21 protein-coding genes are annotated in these 19,546 nt (G+C 39.0%); 11 read left to right on the forward strand and 10 right to left on the reverse strand.

The window, feature by feature from the left end:
• Positions 1-914: 914 nt before the first annotated feature.
• From QMA12_RS08475 to QMA12_RS08510, 8 genes are all read left to right on the forward strand, one after another.
• Positions 915-1,847 carry a CHAD domain-containing protein gene (locus tag QMA12_RS08475; protein ID WP_290209847.1) on the forward strand — a complete coding sequence of 311 codons (933 nt, stop codon included), beginning with the start codon at positions 915-917 and terminating at the stop codon, positions 1,845-1,847.
• Between the two features lie 39 nt (positions 1,848-1,886).
• On the forward strand, positions 1,887-2,786 hold the full coding sequence (locus QMA12_RS08480; RefSeq protein WP_290209846.1) for a DUF350 domain-containing protein: 900 nt from the start codon (positions 1,887-1,889) through the stop codon (positions 2,784-2,786).
• A gap of 3 nt (positions 2,787-2,789) precedes the next feature.
• Positions 2,790-4,511: a polyamine aminopropyltransferase gene (locus tag QMA12_RS08485; RefSeq protein WP_290209844.1), complete on the forward strand. Its 1,722-nt coding sequence runs from the start codon at positions 2,790-2,792 to the stop codon at positions 4,509-4,511.
• Between the two features lie 80 nt (positions 4,512-4,591).
• On the forward strand, positions 4,592-5,005 hold the full coding sequence (locus tag QMA12_RS08490; protein WP_087534556.1) for a DUF2170 family protein: 414 nt from the start codon (positions 4,592-4,594) through the stop codon (positions 5,003-5,005).
• 58 nt (positions 5,006-5,063) lie between these two features.
• Positions 5,064-5,756, forward strand: coding sequence for a PspA/IM30 family protein (locus QMA12_RS08495; protein WP_087534555.1), 693 nt, complete (start codon positions 5,064-5,066; stop codon positions 5,754-5,756).
• Between the two features lie 68 nt (positions 5,757-5,824).
• On the forward strand, positions 5,825-6,463 hold the full coding sequence (locus QMA12_RS08500; RefSeq protein WP_290209842.1) for a DUF4178 domain-containing protein: 639 nt from the start codon (positions 5,825-5,827) through the stop codon (positions 6,461-6,463).
• Positions 6,460-6,777, forward strand: a complete 318-nt coding sequence (locus QMA12_RS08505) for a hypothetical protein (RefSeq protein WP_290209841.1) — start codon at positions 6,460-6,462, stop codon at positions 6,775-6,777. Before QMA12_RS08500 ends, QMA12_RS08505 begins: the two co-directional genes overlap by 4 nt.
• 70 nt (positions 6,778-6,847) lie before the next feature.
• Positions 6,848-7,033, forward strand: coding sequence for a hypothetical protein (locus QMA12_RS08510; RefSeq protein ID WP_087534552.1), 186 nt, complete (start codon positions 6,848-6,850; stop codon positions 7,031-7,033).
• A gap of 16 nt (positions 7,034-7,049) precedes the next feature.
• Here the strand turns inward: QMA12_RS08510 and QMA12_RS08515 are convergent, their stop codons facing one another.
• From QMA12_RS08515 to QMA12_RS08535, 5 genes are all read right to left on the reverse strand, one after another.
• Positions 7,050-7,445, reverse strand: a complete 396-nt coding sequence (locus QMA12_RS08515; protein WP_087534562.1) for a hypothetical protein — start codon at positions 7,443-7,445, stop codon at positions 7,050-7,052.
• Between the two features lie 10 nt (positions 7,446-7,455).
• The gene (locus QMA12_RS08520; protein ID WP_290209840.1) at positions 7,456-7,929 is read right to left on the reverse strand and encodes a hypothetical protein; all 474 of its coding nucleotides are present in this window, start codon (positions 7,927-7,929) and stop codon (positions 7,456-7,458) included.
• A gap of 128 nt (positions 7,930-8,057) precedes the next feature.
• A complete protein-coding gene (locus QMA12_RS08525) occupies positions 8,058-9,434 on the reverse strand; it encodes a class II fumarate hydratase (protein ID WP_290209839.1) in 1,377 nt (458 codons plus the stop codon).
• An 8-nt stretch (positions 9,435-9,442) separates the two neighbouring features.
• Positions 9,443-9,808, reverse strand: coding sequence for a hypothetical protein (locus QMA12_RS08530; RefSeq protein WP_290209837.1), 366 nt, complete (start codon positions 9,806-9,808; stop codon positions 9,443-9,445).
• Positions 9,809-9,905: 97 nt separating this feature from the next.
• Positions 9,906-10,088 (reverse strand): hypothetical protein, encoded by a 183-nt coding sequence (locus tag QMA12_RS08535; RefSeq protein WP_290209835.1) that lies wholly within the window; start codon positions 10,086-10,088, stop codon positions 9,906-9,908.
• A gap of 181 nt (positions 10,089-10,269) precedes the next feature.
• Between QMA12_RS08535 and QMA12_RS08540 the strand changes: the two genes are divergently transcribed.
• The gene (locus QMA12_RS08540) at positions 10,270-10,863 is read left to right on the forward strand and encodes a DUF938 domain-containing protein (protein WP_290209834.1); all 594 of its coding nucleotides are present in this window, start codon (positions 10,270-10,272) and stop codon (positions 10,861-10,863) included.
• Here the strand turns inward: QMA12_RS08540 and QMA12_RS08545 are convergent.
• From QMA12_RS08545 to QMA12_RS08560, 4 genes are all read right to left on the reverse strand, one after another.
• Entirely contained in the window at positions 10,847-11,989 is a 1,143-nt protein-coding gene (locus tag QMA12_RS08545; RefSeq protein ID WP_087534547.1) for a GNAT family N-acetyltransferase, read from the reverse strand. The two genes, QMA12_RS08540 and QMA12_RS08545, sit on opposite strands and share 17 nt — an antisense overlap.
• Before the next feature lie 8 nt (positions 11,990-11,997).
• Entirely contained in the window at positions 11,998-13,362 is a 1,365-nt protein-coding gene (locus QMA12_RS08550; protein WP_087534546.1) for an alpha/beta fold hydrolase, read from the reverse strand.
• Entirely contained in the window at positions 13,352-16,066 is a 2,715-nt protein-coding gene (locus QMA12_RS08555; RefSeq protein WP_290209833.1) for an ATP-binding protein, read from the reverse strand. The genes QMA12_RS08550 and QMA12_RS08555 overlap by 11 nt, the downstream gene beginning before the upstream one ends.
• Before the next feature lie 68 nt (positions 16,067-16,134).
• The gene (locus QMA12_RS08560) at positions 16,135-16,593 is read right to left on the reverse strand and encodes an Lrp/AsnC family transcriptional regulator (RefSeq protein WP_290209832.1); all 459 of its coding nucleotides are present in this window, start codon (positions 16,591-16,593) and stop codon (positions 16,135-16,137) included.
• A gap of 140 nt (positions 16,594-16,733) precedes the next feature.
• On the opposite strand from QMA12_RS08560, the gene QMA12_RS08565 reads away from it, so the two are divergent.
• Positions 16,734-17,906, forward strand: coding sequence for a monodechloroaminopyrrolnitrin synthase PrnB family protein (locus tag QMA12_RS08565; protein WP_290209831.1), 1,173 nt, complete (start codon positions 16,734-16,736; stop codon positions 17,904-17,906).
• A complete protein-coding gene (locus tag QMA12_RS08570; protein WP_087534631.1) occupies positions 17,907-19,025 on the forward strand; it encodes an aminotransferase class V-fold PLP-dependent enzyme in 1,119 nt (372 codons plus the stop codon).
• On the opposite strand, the gene QMA12_RS08575 is transcribed toward QMA12_RS08570, so the two are convergent.
• Positions 19,014-19,481, reverse strand: a complete 468-nt coding sequence (locus tag QMA12_RS08575; protein WP_087534630.1) for a hypothetical protein — start codon at positions 19,479-19,481, stop codon at positions 19,014-19,016. The two genes, QMA12_RS08570 and QMA12_RS08575, sit on opposite strands and share 12 nt — an antisense overlap.
• Between the last annotated feature and the right edge of the window lie 65 nt (positions 19,482-19,546).

Raw genomic sequence — 19,546 nt, forward strand, 5'->3', positions numbered from 1 at the left:
ATCTCGGGTATAGGGAAAATCTGGAATGTTGGACAATGTAAGCTCAGTTAGAATGACTGCATTTAGCTCTATTAGATCACAAAAAGCATAAAATTAAAATAGATCATCAATTAAATGTGTTTGGTATTACTTTTTTTGGGGTCAGATTGTGGCTGAGGAAAAGCTTTTCTCGCATTTAACAAACTTCTCTTGATATCAGGTATATCCATACTATTGACCCTCTAAACGAAAATAGACTCCTTTGATTAAATTTGGAGTCTAAGGTGTTAATTAGTTAGTTGTGTAGTTAAAAGTTATACTTTCTATTCTATTTGGTGTTGAATAATGGAAAGTACCAGTTGCTTCAACTCTATGAACAATTGTTTGACTGCTTAAAAATAGCGAAGACATTAGAAAAGCGGTAATAGACATTTTCTTCATTAAAAATTCCTTATTATATAATCGGAGAGTTCTTCACCTTCTATTTTGTACCTTTTTTAGAATGTTTTAATGAGGCAACATTGTCAATGTACTAAGAACAAATTATTCAATCTGGTTAGCTAGGCCATACTATGTAATGAATATTTGTACGTTTAAGTATCCATTTTTAATTGAGCACTTTTGTAAATTCAAATGAGAGGGCATCCAACTAAATTGCAAAAACCATTACTAGATTAACTCGCTGAGCTTATGTTTATAAAGCAGAAAAGCAGAGGCTTCAAATTTGTGAGAGTGGTTATCGTATAGAGTGTTTGTCGGCTATGAGGGGGAGCTCGTGTCACCTTCTAGTTGTCATCTAGCTAATTAAAAGTTGAGTGCAGTAAAACATAGGTTTTGACCCTTAGAAAATATTATCTTGTTGCAATTTCATCCTTGGTTTACTTTCTAAGCTGTGTAAAACTAGCAGAGTTAATTTAGTAAATCAGGTGACATGAATGTCGGATATAAAAGCTTGGAAACTTATAAGCCTGTTTTGTTTGATAAGCTTGCTTATGGGCTGCCAATCGAAAGAAGAGCAGTTACAACAAACAATTCAACAATCTATAACTAAAGCAGAGGTTGAACTAAATGGGCTTGGTAAAGCCTTAGATAATGGTTCAATTCGTAATGCTGTCTTATTGACTGAATATGCGCGCATAATCAGTAATGAAAAACCTCAGTTATCGCAAATCGCTTCTGTAATGGCTCAAGATGCAACGCGAAATGGTGCGCTTTATTCTGGCTTGCAGCAACGCTTGGCTGATATTAAAAGCACGTACCTTATACCGCCCTATGAAGAAACATTACGAAACTTAGATTTATTAAGAGATGCAGCAAAACCCACTTTGTTTTCTGATGCATTGACTGATCCTATCAATATGCTAGCTGATATGTCAGGTGGTTCACTTGCCCGTGTTGGCGCTATAAGTCAGCAAGCAGAAGGTGCTGGCGAAGGTAATCAATTAGTTGGTAACCCAAATTACGGTAACTGGCAAACTAATAGTAATGGTATTAGTTTTTGGCAGTGGTATGGCATGTACCGTATTTTAGGTGATGTATTTGACCGTGTTGAATATGGTAGTTGGAGTAAACGCCGTAAGTACAGTTATTACAATGATTATGGTAGAGCGCGTTACACCAGCCCTAAACAAATGAAAGCACAAACGGCAGTTGAAACGAGAACTCGTCAATCTTATCAGCGTCAGGGGAAGCAATTTACTAGTCCGTACGCCACGAAAAAAACGGGTGCTTCAGGGCTTAGTCGTAGCAGTTACACACCACCGAAAAGCAAGAGTAGTTACTCAAAAACGAGCAGCTACAGTAATAGCTCTGGGTCGGTAAGAAATAGTAATAGTCGCACTTCTCGTGGTGTTAGCCGCGGTAAATAAACTGCCTCGTAAAGAATTAAGTGTTGGAGTTAAAAGAATATGTACGAATTTAATGGAATAACTATGTGGTCTCTGCAAGCGTTGGCAATTGATTTTGCAATTATTATCGCTTTATTTGTCAGTCTTAAATTTATTAAAGGCTGGGTATCTAACTTACATGCCAATGATGAAATCACAGAGCGTGATAACTTCGCCTTTGGTATTAGTTTTGCGGCGGGTCTGGTTGCGTTGGCAATTGTACTCACTGGTGTAAGTAGCGGTGCATTTGCTGCGACCCTACAACTAGAAGCACTGCAAATGCTAGCCTACGGCGTGTTGGCAATAGTACTAATAAAACTAGGTCACTTCTTTCAAGATAAAGTAGCACTACGCAAAGTGAGTCTACATGACGAAATAGTTAAAGGTAATGCCACTGCTGCAATCATCGATTTTGGTCATGTTGTGAGTGTAGCAATAGTGATTCGTTCAGCGTTATTTTGGGTTGCAACTGAAGGATGGCATGGCATACCGATTGTTATTGCAGCATTCATCATTGGTAGTCTAGCTCTGTTACTTGTTAGTCAATATCGTGTGCAGTTATTTAAACGCACTAATCGCAGTGGTGATTGTTTACAGCAAGCGATTGTTGATGGCAATTTAGCTGTTGGAATACGTTACGCTGGCTTTTTAATTGGTAGTGCACTTGCTATTACTGCGGCTTCAGGTATCGCGCCTTATGTTGCAGACAGTATTAATGCTAGCCTAGTGTATTGGGCTATTAGTGCGGTTGTGTGCTTAATTGCTTTTATCTTATTACATTTAATAACGATAAAAATAATCCTAGCGGGTTGTGATATTTCAGACGAAGTTAATCGTCAAAAGAATGTTGGCGTAGCAACAATTTCGGCTGCAATATCGTTTGCAGTAGGTATTACGATGGCTACGTTATTAGGCGCATAAGATTTGTCACACACAACAACGGCCCCAAGTAAGCACGCCTTACTTGGGCATGATTTTTTATTAATAACTGTTATGGCCGTACTTGCTGGGTGCGGCCTTATTTATGAATACCTCTTATCACATTATGCTGGGCGTGTACTAGGTTCGGTTGAAAGCGCTATTTATGCCATGATTGGTACTATGATAGTCGCAATGGGGATGGGGGCATTTTTAGCTCGTTGGTTTAAGGATCCATTTACTGCTTTTGCATGGCTTGAAAGCCTTATTGCGTTAGTTGGTATGGGCTGTATTTTAGCCATTGCTAGCGTGATTGCTGTGAGTTATTCATTACCACATATATTTTCCGAAATTTTTAACCTTCCCGCCGACACTATATTAAATGGCTATGTTTTTCAAAAGCTGCAAGAGTGGTCACGTTTTCTTCCCTATGTATTCGGTTTGTTACTTGGTTTATTAATCGGCATGGAAATACCGCTTATTGCCCGAATTCGTCAACATGTATATGGGCGATTTTTAGAAAACAACGCAGGGACAATTTATGGCGCAGACTATATCGGCGCAGGGATAGGTGCGGCTATTTGGGTAAGTATTATGCTTGCTATGCCCATAATGCAAGCTGCGGCATGGACAGCTCTTTTTAATATAATTGCTGGCCTGGCATTTTTATGGCGTTATCACAGCTATGTACGCTTTGCTAAATTACTTTTAGTATGCCATGTAGCGCTGTTAGTTTTATTCGGCTTTATCTTAGTATTGGGTAGTAGTTGGATGAAAGACTTAAGCAACGTGCTGTATAAAGATAAGGTTATCTATTCTGAAGCAACTAAATACCAGCATCTCGTTTTAACTGAGCGTTTAAGCCGTAATCAACCAGACCCAATAACTGACCTTTACTTAAATGGTCGTTTGCAATTTTCAAGTGTTGATGAACAAATCTATCACTCTATGTTGGTCTACCCTGCGCTATTAGCATCTAACCGCCATGATAAGGTATTAATCATTGGAGGCGGTGACGGCTTAGCGATGCGTGATGTACTTAAGTGGCCAGTTGATGAGGTGACGCTAATAGACCTTGACGCTCAGCTACTTAATTTATTTGGTCATCGTGATGAGGTATTTAATGCGCCTGCACATATAGTCAGTCGATTAACTAAATTGAACGCCGATTCGATGAATGATCCTAGAGCGAACGTGATTGTAGGTGATGCATTTATAGAGGTGGAACGATTACTTGATCAAGGTAAGCGATTCGATACGATTATTATCGACTTGCCGGATCCGAATCACCCAGATCTAAACAAAATGTACAGTGATTACTTTTATAACCATATTCGCCAGTTACTTGCAGCAGATGGTGCAATGGCTGTGCAATCGACTTCACCGTATCATGCAAAAAAAGCATTTTTAAGTATAGGTAAAACAGTCAAAGCGGCGGGCTTTAAACATGTTGAACAGTATCAACAAAATATTCCGTCATTTGGACAGTGGGGGTGGACAATAGCTACCACGAATGGCAAATCAGCCAGTGCACGAATACAAGATATTACGAGTCTGCCTGTTACTTCAAGGTGGATCAGTCAAAAATATTTACTGGCAACATTCGCTTTTCCAAACAGCTACTTTGAACAAATAAAAGATATTGAAGTCAATAGATTAGGGTCAGGTACTTTGTATGATTATTACCGTAGTGCATGGCAAGTAGAAAGCGAATTGTATAAAAATTAATAAAACAGGGTTGACATAATATGTCGCTCGTGCGAATCTTAACTCAGACATAATATGTCAGATAACAAAAAGGCAGAGACATGGAATTAAACGAACTTTCAATAAAGCTAGCATCTTTTGAAACTGAAGGCGCTAATTTTGAATCTTTCTTGATCGCCAACCAAGACGAGCAAGATGTGTTACAAGTTATTGTTGATGGAAATGATGAACTTCCAATTTTTGTTACGCAAACACAAGAGCAATTGTTATGTATTAGCTACTTGTTTGCAGATGACGAAGTAAAACCAGATTTACGTAATGAGCTAAACGAAACGTTATTACGCTTGAATGTGCCAATTCCATTGAGTGCATTTGCCAAAATTGACGACAAATATGCAATTTTTGGCGCTCTGTCGGTGAACTCATCATTTGATGACATCACCCATGAGTTAGTAACATTAGCCGATAACGCTATCGATGCCCTAGAAGCTGTTACTTTGTATTTGAATGATTAATATCTCATTTATCAGTGCAATTAAATAACAGTTAGCTATTTTAAGTGGAGTTAAGATTATGAGTATATTAAAGAAATTATTTACAGCAGTTCGTGGCGGTGCGCGTGAAGCCGGTGAAGCAATCGTTGATGCTAATGGTATCCGTATATTTGAACAAGAGATTGCTGATGCGCAAAACGCACTGCAACGCGCTAAAAAAAGCTTAACAGAAGTTATGGCTAAAGAAATGCAAACTAAGCGTGCTTTAAGTGCACTTGATGCGTCGATTGCTGAGCACGAAGCCTATGCAGGTCAAGCGCTTGAAAAAGGTAACGAAGCACTTGCTTTAGAAATTGCTGAAAAAATTGGCGACTTCGAAAACGAAAAAGCTGAACACGAGCAAGTGTTGGCAGGTTTCAGTAATCACATCGTGACATTAAAGCAGCAAGTAAAAGATGCTGAAAAGTCGATTAAAGAAAATCAACGTCAGCTTACTATGGTTAAAACCACAGAAAGCGTGCAACAAGCGACTATGGCTGTTAATAGCACATTGAATACTAATAGCTCGTCGATGACCAATGCTCGTCAATCGCTTGAGCGTATTAAAAAGCGCCAACAGGATCGTAGCGACCAACTTGGTGCTGCAAAAGAACTTGAAGCTGAAACCAGTGGCGGCGATTTAAAAGCTAAAATGGCTGAAGCAGGTATTGGTGATAGCAGCCCGAAAAGTGCAGATATATTAGCGCGCATTAAAGCTAAACAAAACGGCTAATCATCAGCTATAAATTTTAAAAGGTAACGCAGCACAGCGCGTTACCTTTTTTGCTTAAGAGGCAGTCTATGTTTAATTTCTTTAAATCTAAAAAAGCCCCAGAACGTCAATTAGCTCATGCTAGTGAACTGAAAAAAGGCGATATGCTAAGCATCATTGATTCGTTTGCTTACCCTAGTTGGTTAAAAGGACAAACGGTGCGGGTGATTGACGTGCAAACCTATCAATATCAGCACAGTAGCGATACCGAGTTTGTTTTAGAGACTAACAGCGGGCAAGTTGTTTTTTTACAAATTGAAATGGAAGATGGCGAGCAGTGGGCTAATTTCTCAATAAAGATTCAACGAGATGAAGTAGATGATATTTTTACCCTCGACGAGTTTGCACGTATTTTTGACGAAGAGTCTCTCACCTTTATAGAAGTGAAGAATACACCCGAGCGCTTTATGCAGTTTTTAGGTAAAAGTTACCAGCAAAGTGAATCGCCGTATGTTTGTTATTTTCATAAGCAAGATTATCGCAAGCAGCCATTACCGCGATATGAGCAAGAAGGTGGCGAGCCCTGTGAGATGATATGCTTAGCCTCTGACGATGAAAGCCACAGCTTAAATATTGAAATTTGGGATGGTGGTGAAACTGAGGTATCTCTTACACTGACTAGACCAATCTCCGATATTGTGGATTTATTCCCTGGAGATGCAAAGTGAGTGATGCAAAGGCTAAATGGCAACGCCAAGAGCAAGCTGTAAGGGCAACGCAAATGGCCTTTGATTTAAGCAGCGAAGTGCAAAAGTCGATAAAAAAGCAGGCGATTGATCAGGAGCTAACACCTTCAGATATGATCCGTAAAATTTTAGCGCTCGATGTTAAATCAAAAAAAACGCGTCAACGATTGTCATTTAATCTCAATGATGAGGAAATTGCATTACTAGCTGAACGCTTTGGTGTTCCGGTCGATGATAAACGAGCAGTTAAGCAACAAGTCGCTGAGTTACTTATTGCCCACAGTAATAAAAAGTAGCTGCAGTTTTGCCTTCTTAAATATAAGCCCTTACACTGAGGGCTCATACCCTAATAAAAAATGAGTTGCCGTGAATATTGTTTTAATCGCTTATTTAATTATTTTCGCTTTATTTGGTACTGCTGCGAGTTACTTTGTGCGATTTATTTACGCTTACTGGGTAAAAAAGCAAATGCCAATGCAGCATATATTTAAAGCAGGTGTGTGTATTGTTGGTGTATTAGTAATATCAGCGCTAATCCCCTTGATGGTTTAGCGCAGTAAGAAAAACGTTATTTAATTTCAAATGCTTGGCATTGTTGATTAATACACAGAGCTTGTACTGGTAAAACCGGTGAGCAATCGCTTGCTCCACTCGCTTGATTATCAAGTGCTTCTTGCTCAGTCACTTGTTGAGCTAACTGTTCAGCAGCTTCTTGCTCAGTATTTAAAGCTGAATATACTAAGTATCTGCTAGGCCCGCCACACGCTCGTTGACCTACTTCAAGAACTTTACACTGAAAGCTCGCTGTACAGCTGGTATCTTCAACTAGTTTAGATAATGCATTGTTTGCTTTAGCCAAACTTGCAGGGCTTGATGAACTAGTATCAAACGTACTTTCACAGCCAGTAATAATAAATAGGCCGGCTGCAATTGCCAGCGCTCTAGAATATGAAACGCACTTCATATTAATTCCTTTAATAAACACTTGTTGCATTACCAGCAACTTTAACACATTTATTGCTACTACACTGCGCTGCTGGTGCAGTTAAATGTTGGCAAATACTGACCATGCCGGTTTGGGCATTCAATCGGCTTTCGAGGGTTGTTATATGTTTTGCTGCTTGTTCAACTTTCTGACTATCGTTATTTTTAGTTGAATAAACAAGGTAGCTGCTTGGCCCGCCGCAGGCTCTGCTCCCTACAGGCAATACCTTGCATTGTGCGCTAGTATCGCAGCTAAGATCTTCTGTGAGTGTTTTTAATTGTCCGTGGGCTGTTTGAATTGCTTCTTTCGAAACGGCTTTGTTTTTATCACCTATAGCCACCTTCTGATTATTTTTAGTTAAAGCTGTGGGGGCTGGTTTTAATTGCTCAGCTTCTGTTGTTGCAGCGTCCGAGCAGCCAACAATAAAAAGAGGTAACACAACAACACATAATGAAAAGCGCATAACGAACCTTTATAGTGATTAACAAGTAATCACTATCATACACTTTGCACATAACACAGCAATAAAAACTATTACATTCAAAAAGGTAAACCCGTTACTTAAATAAAGTAACGGGTTTCATCGGTAGGTTATAAACCGCCTTGGGTTAGCTTAGTTGGATTAAGTAATTCTTCCAAGTCAGCGCGAGATAGCTGCGTTTCTTGCTCTGCTACATCAATGATCGGTTGGCCACTTTGATACGCTTGCTTAGCAATTTTAGCTGCTTTTGCATAACCAATAACAGGGTTTAGGGCTGTGACTAAAATAGGGTTCTTTGCCAATGCTTTGTCAATGTTTGGCTGATTGACCTTAAATGTTCGGATTGCTTTATCAGCTAATGCGCGACTACTATTTGCAAGTAACTCTATACTTTGCAATATATTATAGGCAATGACTGGCAGCATGACATTAAGCTCAAAGTTGCCAGATTGTCCTGCAACGGTAATCGTGGCGTCATTACCAATCACTTGCGCGCTGACCATTGTCGCAGCTTCTGGGATCACCGGATTCACTTTACCAGGCATAATTGAAGAGCCTGGTTGTAATGCTTCAAGCTCAATTTCACCTAGCCCAGCGAGTGGTCCTGAGTTCATCCAACGTAAATCATTGGCTATTTTCATTTGTGCGACAGCGAGCACTTTTAGTTGCCCAGATAATGAAACAATGGCGTCTTGTGAGCCAATGTTATAGAAAAAGTTTTTACTGGGCACAAAGCGTATGCCTACATTCGTGCTTAAGTTTTTACAAAATTGCTCAGCAAACTGAGGAGCTGCATTTACACCAGTACCAACGGCTGTTCCACCTTGTGCAAGTGCTGATACGCCATCTAAGCTATGACGAATAGCCCCCATAGCGGTATCAATTTGATGCTGCCAAGTATTTAGAGTTTGACTAAAAGTGACAGGCATTGCATCCATTAGGTGAGTACGGCCTGTTTTAACTATACCGCCTACTTCAGCTTTTTTACGCTCTAGCATCTGTAATAGCTGATCAAGGGCTGGAAACAGCTCATAAACAACATTAATCACACTGCTAACAGCGATAGTCGTTGGGATCACATCATTTGAACTTTGACCCATATTCACATCATCATTTGGGTGAATTAGATTGTCATTATAGCGACTAGCAAGTGTTGCAATGACTTCGTTGGCATTCATGTTGGTACTGGTGCCTGAGCCGGTTTGAAACACATCAATTGGAAAGTGATCTAAATGTTGGCCATCAATTATTTCTTGGCAGGCGCGTTCTATTGCCTGGGCTTTTTGTTTGTCTAAATGACCTAGTTCGCAGTTGCTTTGTGCAGCAGCTTGTTTTACGTATGCCAATGCCGTAATAAATTGTCTTGGCATGGCTAAACCACTAATACTAAAATTATTAACTGCACGCTGGGTCTGTGCTTGGTAAAGCGCATCGGCTGGTACTTGTAATTCGCCCATGCTGTCGGTTTCAGTTCTATACTCGCTCATAAAAACTCCTAAAAAGGGTTGAATTCGTGACTGAGAATACGTGCTTCTCGTTCAAGGATAAGATATTTTTCGTTACCATTATGGGTTCTATAAAAACGTTTTAACGCCAATAAGGGTTTGTATAGTTGCTCTGAACATTGCTTACGTATTGCGCAATGAATTAAAGAGTCGCACATTTTGTTAAGAATTTCATGGAAAGTGCGTCTTAAATAAAGTTCTTGGAGCAAGATACTTTGGCTTTTTTCATAATAGCGTGCGGCATTGAGGCCGGCTTCAATATAGTTTGCAACTAAAGCGGGGGCATATAGTCCGGGACGTTGGCAAATACACTTCATTTGTTGTTGATAATAAAGCATTGCTTGGTGTTCGTGCATAATAAAACCGAATAGCTGTAACGATAATTGTTATCATTACAGCTATTCGGTTTTGGTGCAAGTTTGAATATGTAAAACTTGTTGAAAATTTCTGGTATTAATTATAACCAAGGATGAAAATTTGATCTGTTTCATGCTTTTTATGAGCCTTATCTAGTTGATTTGTTTGTGATAGTAAATCAATTACGGTAGCTCTTTCGTCACAGTTTATTTTTTCGTTTACGGGTTTTTCGCTAGCTGCGAGTGCTGCATCGAGTGCGGTGTAGGGTGATATATACATGGTTTTCTCCTATTTATGAGTTCACATTATATATAGCATAAGCTGTACCAACTTGAGTAATAACATGTAACCACCTGATTTTGATATATTAAAAATAAACAGCGATTTTTTGACACGACAAAAGTAATTAAATTTGCTTTACTATTGTGCATAAATTCCTGATTGTGGTGCGTAAAAAAGAATGAATAAACCATTTTCTCAAGCTTGTGAAAATAATAAAGGGCCTATCTTGGCTGTTTTACAGCAATACCTAAGTGACACCCAAAATGTGTTAGAAGTGGGATCAGGGACAGGACAACACAGTGTGCATTTTGCGACGCATTTAACTCATTTGCAGTGGTACACCAGTGACCGTCCAATTAATCATGCTGGCATATTGCAATGGTTAGATGATGCCAAACTAAGTAACTTACACTCACCTTTAACATTAGATTTAAATCATGATTGGCCAGTTGAAAAAGTGGAGGCTATTTATACTGCTAATACGCTGCACATTGTAAGTTGGTCATTAGTAGAGCAGTTCTTTGCAGGTGTAAAAAAACATTTAGCGCCTGCGGGTATACTGTCTATTTATGGCCCATTTAAGTATCAAGGTCAATTTACCAGTGATAGTAATCAGCGCTTTGATGAGTTTTTAAAACAGCAAGATAGTCAAAGTGGTATTCGCGACGTTGAACTCATTATTCAACATGCGCAGCAAGCTGGTTTAACACTTTTGAGTGATAATCAAATGCCTGCTAATAACCAATTATTAGTGTTTAAACATCTCGTTTAAAAGGTAATAGGGTCTCACAGTGTTGCTGGTAAGCTAGAGTGTGCCGTCGTTCTCGCTTTAAAAAATCAGCAATCGCGAGGCTAAAGTCTTGGTCTATTATGCTGTGAATTGAATGCGTAACAACAGGTTCAAAGCCACGTGCTATTTTATGCTCGCCTTGAGCACCTGAGTGAAAGCAATTTAATTCATTGGTAATGCAGTACTCAATACCTTGGTAGTAACACAACTCAAAATGCAGGCAATCTACTTCTTCACTGGCTCCCCAATATCGGCCGTATAAGGTGTCATCACTTTTAAAGCTCAGCGTTGCTGCTATTATTTTTTCGTCTTTCAGAGCGTGCATGATCACCAGTTTATCTAACATTAAAGCATGGAGTAGAATAAAAAACTCATGGTTTAAATAACCCATGTGGCCAGAGCGTTTTAGATATGTGCGCTGATAAAACTCACAAAACTGACTGACTACATCGCGCGTGATCTGATTGCCTTGTAACCATTTAATCGTGATACCTTGCTGAGTGATTTTGTTGCGTTCTTTTTTGACTGCTTTGCGCTTTCTGGCGTTTAAGTTTTGTAAAAAGTCAGTAAAGCTTTTATAGCTGCGATTAAACCATTGAAATTGCACACCGATACGGGCCATTGCATTAAGGTCTACAAAGTCATTAACTTGTTGTTTCGGGCAAAAGTTAATATGCCAACCAGACCAACCATTTTGTTGGCAGTGTTCGGTAAGTAGCTGTGCAATGTACTCATTCGCAGCACCTGAATCATTCGCATGTATCGCAATGCGTTCACCTTCAATGGGGCTAAACGGTGAGCCACATAACCATTTCGGGTAATAGGCTAAACCATGCTGCTGATAGGCTTCTGCCCATGCCCAATCAAATACATATTCACCATAAGAATGGCCTTTTAAATAGCCTGGTGCGAGCGCGACGATTTCGTCATTTTCGTAAATAGCTAAGTGCATAGGCTGCCAGCCACTGCTTTTACTCACGGACTGGCTTTGCTCTAATGCAAATAAAAAGGCGTGATCAGTAAATGGGTTATCGCCAAAAAAAGACTGCCAAACGCTGGCATCTATTTCACTAATAGCGCTAAACCAATGATGACGAAAACGTGACATAAACGGCTCTATTGTTGTTCAACTGCGTGTAAAAACTGCTGTATTTGATAACTTAGTTCGTCAAAATAAGGGTTATATGTTAAACGCTGGAAAGGTTTATATTGGGCTAAGTTATCAGCTGTGCGTTCACCTATGTTAGGTTTCTCTATCGTTTTACATTGTTGGTAAAGTATTTCATCATCAAGGTAGCTGCCGCAATTACGATAAGCCCCTTTACTGCCATAATGTGGGTTATTCGGTGAATTAACCACTGCAATATGTGATATTCCACGAATGTTTTTACAATTTTTATTCGCGCACTGTGGATTATAAATAGTGTAATCTTTAGCAAAGCTTGTTGGTATATTTTGTTTATCACCATATAAAATAAGGGTGTCTAGGGCGTTTTTAGGACGAGCTTTTTTATCGTGTAGTGTGTTAAGTAATGCCAGAGTTGCTTGGGTATCAATAGTGGTATCTATATCACTTAAAACACTAAAAACAGGAATGTTAGGTAAGCTACGCTTTTTAATGTTTGTTAACTCAATCGTTGCCATAGCATCATCTGCAGCGGCAGCAGCATTCCAAGGGAATGACTCATACTTGGCAAAGTCAATGTCAGCGTCTTCATCTATCCAATCAACAAATGGAATTAAATCAATCCATTTTGCTAACCAACCATTTTTATTATGAGGCTCGCTTGCAGGAGAAAAGAGCATGAGCGCTTTGACTTTTTTATCAACAGGTTGACTAGTTAGGTAGTTAACCAGTAATGCTGCACCTGTAGAATAGCCACCAAGCACTACGCTTTCGTAGTCGCTTAATGTACGTTCTATGGCGTAGTCAGCGGCATCTTGCCATTGTTGTGCATTAATGTTTCGTAGTGCGTTTGCAGCGGTACCGTGGCCGGGTAACAGTATGGTTCTTACATTGTAACCTTGCTGAAAATAAACCTGCGCTAAATCATGAAAAGTAAAGGGCGAATCCGTTAGGCCATGAACTAGTAAGGCAACCTTATCGTTATTTGGTTGGCGTAATTCAAAAGGTGCAATAATATCGGCAATATTTGCCTTTTCTGGCCGTGAACCTTGCTCCACAAGTTGTTGGTAGGTTGGCGTTAGCACAGGGCATGGCATTTCTGCTCGTGGATTTCCTTGTGTAATATGCTGATAGGCAAAATCTAAATATTCTGAAAAGCTGATGCTAGATTGATATGAAAATACCTGCTCGGGTTGTTGTTTGGTAAAACGCAGTAAACCTTGTTCTTTACTTTTTACTATGAAGTCGAGATCTGTTAACTGACCAACACAATTATTATTAGCTGCAAGCACTAAGGTACTAAAACTAAGTGAAACGAATAAGCCAAGTGAGCTGAAAAATCCTTTAATTTTCATTATTATCTACATATTGAGTGAGGCACTGTGTTAGCTTATCGAGTTCAAGCGGTTTTGCAAGGTGTTGATTAAAGCCAATAGCTAACGCATGCGCTTTATCTTGAGGCATTACGTCAGCTGTAAGTGCAATAATAGGCAATTGCTCAATTGTTTTAAATTGGCGAATTAAGGCCGTGGCTTTATAACCATCCATCACCGGCATTTGGCAATCCATTAATATAATATCAAACTCATTATTTTTTATTTGCTCAACGGCAAGCTCGCCATTTTCAACTAAGGTCGGTTTTATATCTAACGAGTCGAGCATCGCTTTTATTACGAGTTGATTCACTGAGTTATCTTCAGCAACAAGTATTTTTAGCTTACTTAAATCATTATCGCGTTTGAGTTGTTGTAATTTCTTTTGTGCTGGGCACGTTACAAGCTCAAGGTTTAAAGTAAATGTGGAGCCTTCGTTTTCTTTACTGAGCAAAGAAATGTCACCAGACATCAAAAAACTAAGTTCTTTAGCTATTGTTAAACCAAGGCCTGTACCACCAAAGCGCCTAGAAGTTGAATCATCCGCCTGAGTAAAGGCATCAAAAAGTTTGTCTTGCTCTGATGCTGCGATACCAATGCCACTGTCTTTTACACTGATAGAGATACTCATTTTATCACCGGTTGCTTTGAAAGCAGTTGCATTAAGGCTTACTTCACCTTGATGAGTAAACTTAATTGCATTACTACACAAATTTAAGAGTATTTGCTCAATCCGCATTGCATCACCTTCAAACCATGTGTCACGAGGTAAATTATTATTGCAATGCCAGCCGATCCCTTTATTTTCAGCTGTGGATTTGAACATACTATTAATGCGTTCTAGTAGTTCGTTCAAGTCAAAAGGACGGCTCTCTAATACTAGCTTTTGAGACTCAATTTTAGATATGTCTAATACGTCATTAACTAAGTTCAAAAGTGACTTTGATGCTAAATTAATTTGATTAAGGTAGTGAGTTAAAGTCTCTAGATTGTCTTCTTTTTTCGCTAAACTTGAAAAACCAATCACTGCATTTAACGGTGTACGAATTTCATGACTCATATTTGCTAAAAAGCGACTTTTCGCTTTATTGGCTTCATCGGACTGTTGTTTCGCATTTTCAAGTGAACGGGTGCGCTCCGATACTAACCTTGAAAGCGCGATATGTTGGTGGTTAAACAACAATAAAACCATGAGGATAAGGCTACAAACAACGACCTGTAATACAAGTAAAAATAAAGTCAGTTGATTTGTGTAATGAGGGATAAATTCATCTTTTATGGTTAAGTCGATAAGCCAGGTTTGCCCAGAAAAGTTAATCTCAACCGTTGAAAATATGGCGTTCTTTTTATTGCTCTCTTGCCCATTAATAAAAAAAGCAGGGTGTGCTTTATCTTCATAAATAACGATATTGAACATATCGACTTGCTCTTGGGTAATTGCTTGCTCAATGATATTTCTTACTAGAAAGACCCCTGTTGCATACCCTTTTATAGTCGCTTGATCATTGTTTTGTTTAAACACGGGAGCAAAAAGTAAGTAAGCTGGCCCAGGTTGATCAGTTTGCACCAGTTTTATTATTTTAGTTCCTACAGGTTGATATTTAATACTGGGATCTAATAACGTTTGCCGCCTATCGGCACGCGAGAATACATTAAAACCAAGTGCAGATTGATTTTGAGTAAAAGGTGCTATGTACTTTACCACTACAAGTGGGTCGTTTGTGGATAAGGGGTCACCTTTGATTTCAATATCCATATGATAAATATCTTTTAACTCACTACGGAGTTTAAGTATTTGTTGTTGGCTGATTTTTTCATTCCAAGACAATGCTTTTATAAAAGCATGTTGTGCGAGTAACTCTGATGCATAACTATAAAATTCTTGTAATGTTAGGTTAGGATCAGATTGCATCTGGCTTGCGAGGCTTTGTACTGCAATTTGGCTACGATTTAAATAGCGAAATAGGCTATTTTCAATGATCAGCGCTTCTCGATTCGCTATTTGTAACGCGTTAGAACTACTTTCTTGATTATAGAGTTTTGTCGTCATTGCAACCGACACTAGCAATACCGAGCATACTAAAATGGTAGGGAGGGAGGTTAGGTTATATCGCTTATTTTTAGTTTGTAGTAAAGCAAGTAATAAAGGCGTTGTTATTAACACACCTAAAGCATCACCCAGCCACCAGTACAATACATTACTCCAGTGATTATTAATGCTGTAAGCGGGGTTAAAGATACTTAGGGCGTATACACCAATATTTGCCGAAATAAGACTGACGACTATGCCAATGATAAATATGAAAAATATGATCGCCTTTCGAGTTTTAAGGTAAAGAGGGTGTCCTAGCCAATACTTTAACAAGCCAGCCCCTACCATGGCTTGTACCACTACCCCTAAACCTATTAATAAAACCTCATTTAGTGTATTACCTACAAGCACATTATCGCTGACGCTACTTTCTCCAGCACTGAGGTTAAATGCAACTGAGGCAATAAAAAGGGCGGGGATAAATCGCCACCACCAAATAAAGCAACCCACAAGAGCAATGCCTGCAGGCAACCAGATAGGAATGACCTGGGATTGGAACGCGAAATTCGTGAGTAATTTGCCGATTAAGAAGTAAGCGGCAGAGAGAACTACGTAAAAGCATAAAGAGCTTATTTTAGACTGAAGTACCTTCACGTGTGTCCTGTTGTATTTATTTTTATATTCGCTTCAGTATAGCTAAATAGTACAAGAAAGGGGGCTTTTTATAATGGTAATTGCTTTTTACTAAAAGCTTGCTTTAAAACAATAGTTGACTCAATATTTGCAATACAATCAATGCTTCCCAGCTTATATTTAACAAAGTGCTCGTAGCTTTCTAAATCAGTAGCCACTATTTTTAGTAAATAATCATAGCTGCCAGAAATCACCCCACACTCTAAAACATAGGCAAGCTTTTCAACTTGTTCTTCAAAGGAGTTTGCTGCACTTACTGAGTTCTGATTTAATCTTACAAATGCATACACTAAAACATTTAAGCCAATCTTTTTTGGATTAACTGCGCCATGATAGCCACAAATAACCCCAGTGTTTTCGAGCTTTTTTATGCGTCTTAAACAAGGCGTATCCGATAAGTTTACCTCGTTGGCCAATTGTGAAATAGGGCTACGCGCATTATCTTGCAGGCGAATTAACAGCTCTCGATCTTTTTTATCTAAACTCATAATTGTAGGATTTCTTCAATAACTGATGATTAAATAGTTAAAACCACTAATTTTATATGGGATTTATAGGGTTTTTGCTGATTACTACTCTATGCTATCTGTTAACATAAATGCAATAAAAAACTTTGGATAAAGTAAATATGAGTAAAAATACTCAAGCATTTGACGAGTGGCTAAGAACCCGGTTTGTTGAAATAAATACTAACTTGGAGAAGTTATATTGGCAGCAAGATGATAAAGCCAATGTGGAGCTTGTAGGGGAGCAATATAAGCATCAGCTAGAGCTCGAAGGGAATACTCATATAAGTAAATTGTTAGCTGAGGGCAATACAGATGAAGGCTTTGACAGCGCATTTGATTTACTTGGCAATGTGGGCTTATTTATGGCGGCGTGTCGTCGTCATGAAATTACTGAGCCATCACGAGAAACAACATCGCCACTCGTTGAAGCGTCGGCTTTAGCGATGCACATAGGCGCTTCTATTGGGGTGACTCCACGTTTTGCTACTGCGCATTTAACCACCCATAACAAAGCCGTCAATGGTGTATATAAACGCTTTACAGACTTACCTGATGAGAAACTGTTTATTGATTACAACACAAAAGGTATTTTGGCGTATAAGCGAGCAGCCGATGCACTATTAAAGATACAACCTTTAGGTATTTCACACCCCTTGTGCGGCGATCTACTTAAAGTTGCAAAAGCGGCACTGCTAGATGTTATTGAATCAAATAACGCGTTATATACTCAGCTCGATACAGATCGATTCTTTTTTTGTGTGCGTCCATATTACAAGCCGTACCGAGTTGGCAAAGAAGTCTATCGTGGCGCGAATGCGGGAGATTTTGCTGGTATTAATGTAATTGATTTGCTGTTGGGCTTATGTTTTGCAAATGAGCCAAGCTACTCACAAATGCTGGTGGATAAATTTTTATACATGATGCCAGAAGATCAACAAATACTTCGTGAATCAATGAGTATGCCAAGTATTATGGATGATTTTTTAGCTGCATCAAGTATGCGTGAAAGTGATTGGTTTCAAACCAATGTAAAGCTGTTTATTCAGGTTTGTAAGCTTCATGGCGATACGGCAATTGGTCATCATAATCAGCTGGTTAGTAAGTTTATAGCGCAACCTGCTCAGCAAATGCAGCAACAACATATGCAAAAAGTGACGGCGAGCGGGCCGCCACTGCATGTTTTGTTAGATTCACTTGAGAAACTCAGAGATCGCCGTGCTGCGGCTAAACGTGATGATATAAAAACTCGCTATGATGACTTATCGCAGCTAAAAAAGTGGGTGAAAAAATAAATGTATAAAGATGACTTTAATTTATCTTCAGGGTGTTATCTATTAAATCACTCGGTTGGTCGGGCATTAAAAAGTAGCCAAAGCGATTTCAACGAGCACTTCTTTTCACCATGGCAAACGACTAATAAAGAGCCATGGCAGCAATGGCTATGTAGCATTGAGCGTTTCACTCAGGCTTTGAGCGATTTATTTAACAGTAAACAAACACTTTTTTGTCCGCAGGTTAATTTATCCAGTGCATTAACTAAAATATTAATGTCGCACCCAAGGTTAAAACAAAGTAAATGCAGAGTATTAATGGCGCAAAGCGATTTCCCGAGTATGGGTTTTGTTATGCAAAAAGCGTTGGCTGAAGGTGCTCAGATTAACTATATACCCAGTGAGTTAGACTTAACAGATATTAATGTTTGGCAGCAATATATAAAATCAGATACTGATTTAGTGTTTATTAGTCATGCGTATTCCAACACAGGCCAGCAGGCTCCTGTTAGCGACATTGCACAGTTATGTAAGCGCAATAACTGCTTAAGTTTAGTTGATGTAGCACAATCAGCGGGTGTCTTAGCTCTCGATTTAGCAACCGTTGAAGTCGATTTTATGATTGGCTCCAGTGTAAAATGGTTGTGTTCAGGGCCAGGAGCTGCCTATTTGTGGGTCAGTGAAGCTCAACTCGAACTTTGCCAACCGACAGATGTCGGCTGGTTTTCACATCAAAACCCCTTTGAGTTTGATATTAATCATTTTGATTACAATACTACGGCATTACGTTTTTGGGGAGGAACCCCTTCGATTGCTCCCTATGTTATAGCAGGGCATAGCATTGCATACTTTGCAAAATTAGGCGTTGCATCAGTTCGTGAATATAATCTTAAATTGTTAGCTCAGTTAAATTTAGCCTTGGGTGAATATCAGGTATCGCCCAGCTCAGCACAAGCTTCTAGCGGCACTGCTATTTTTAATTTTGCACAGCAACAAACTGATGTGATGCATGCTCTGACAGCTGCGAACATCAGTGTTGATGAAAGAGCATATGGAATTAGGGTCTCACCGCATATTTATAATGATGAAAAAGACATTGAGCAGTTTATCGCAGTCGTACAAGGCGTGCTAAGGCCCTGATTGTTGGCGTAAGTCATCTTTTAATGCGCTGAGCGTTTTAATTTGTTTTTCATGGCTGTTTATTTGTGGCTTAAAATAACTTTTTAACTCATCAGTGCGCTGAGCAATCGCATCTGCGATGGAATTTGCACCCATGCGGTTAGCACTGTCTTGCGTCATGTAGTTAATTTTTTGCTTATTCTTTGCAAACGTTTCTTTTAGTTTTTTTATTGCCTGTTGGTGCTCAGTAATTTCGCGATCTATTTTTTGTATTGTCAGGTAGTTATCCACGGAGTCTAGTGTATTTTTTTGAGTTTGCGCTATATTAGGCGTTTTAATATTGACTTCTTTGGCATTTTCATCACAAGGGAATTGACTAAATATAGCAATACCATTCTTTTCACATTGGAATACGGTGGTTGCAGCTTGGCTTGAGCCAGCTATGGTTAATACAAAAAAACATAACAACGCTCGCATTATTAATCCTTAAAATACATAAAACATGAATTTAGTTTACTTTTTTGTAGTTTAGCAATTGAGTA

It is taken from the genome of Pseudoalteromonas sp. APC 3893, from assembly GCF_030408095.1.
GTDB lineage: Bacteria > Pseudomonadota > Gammaproteobacteria > Enterobacterales > Alteromonadaceae > Pseudoalteromonas.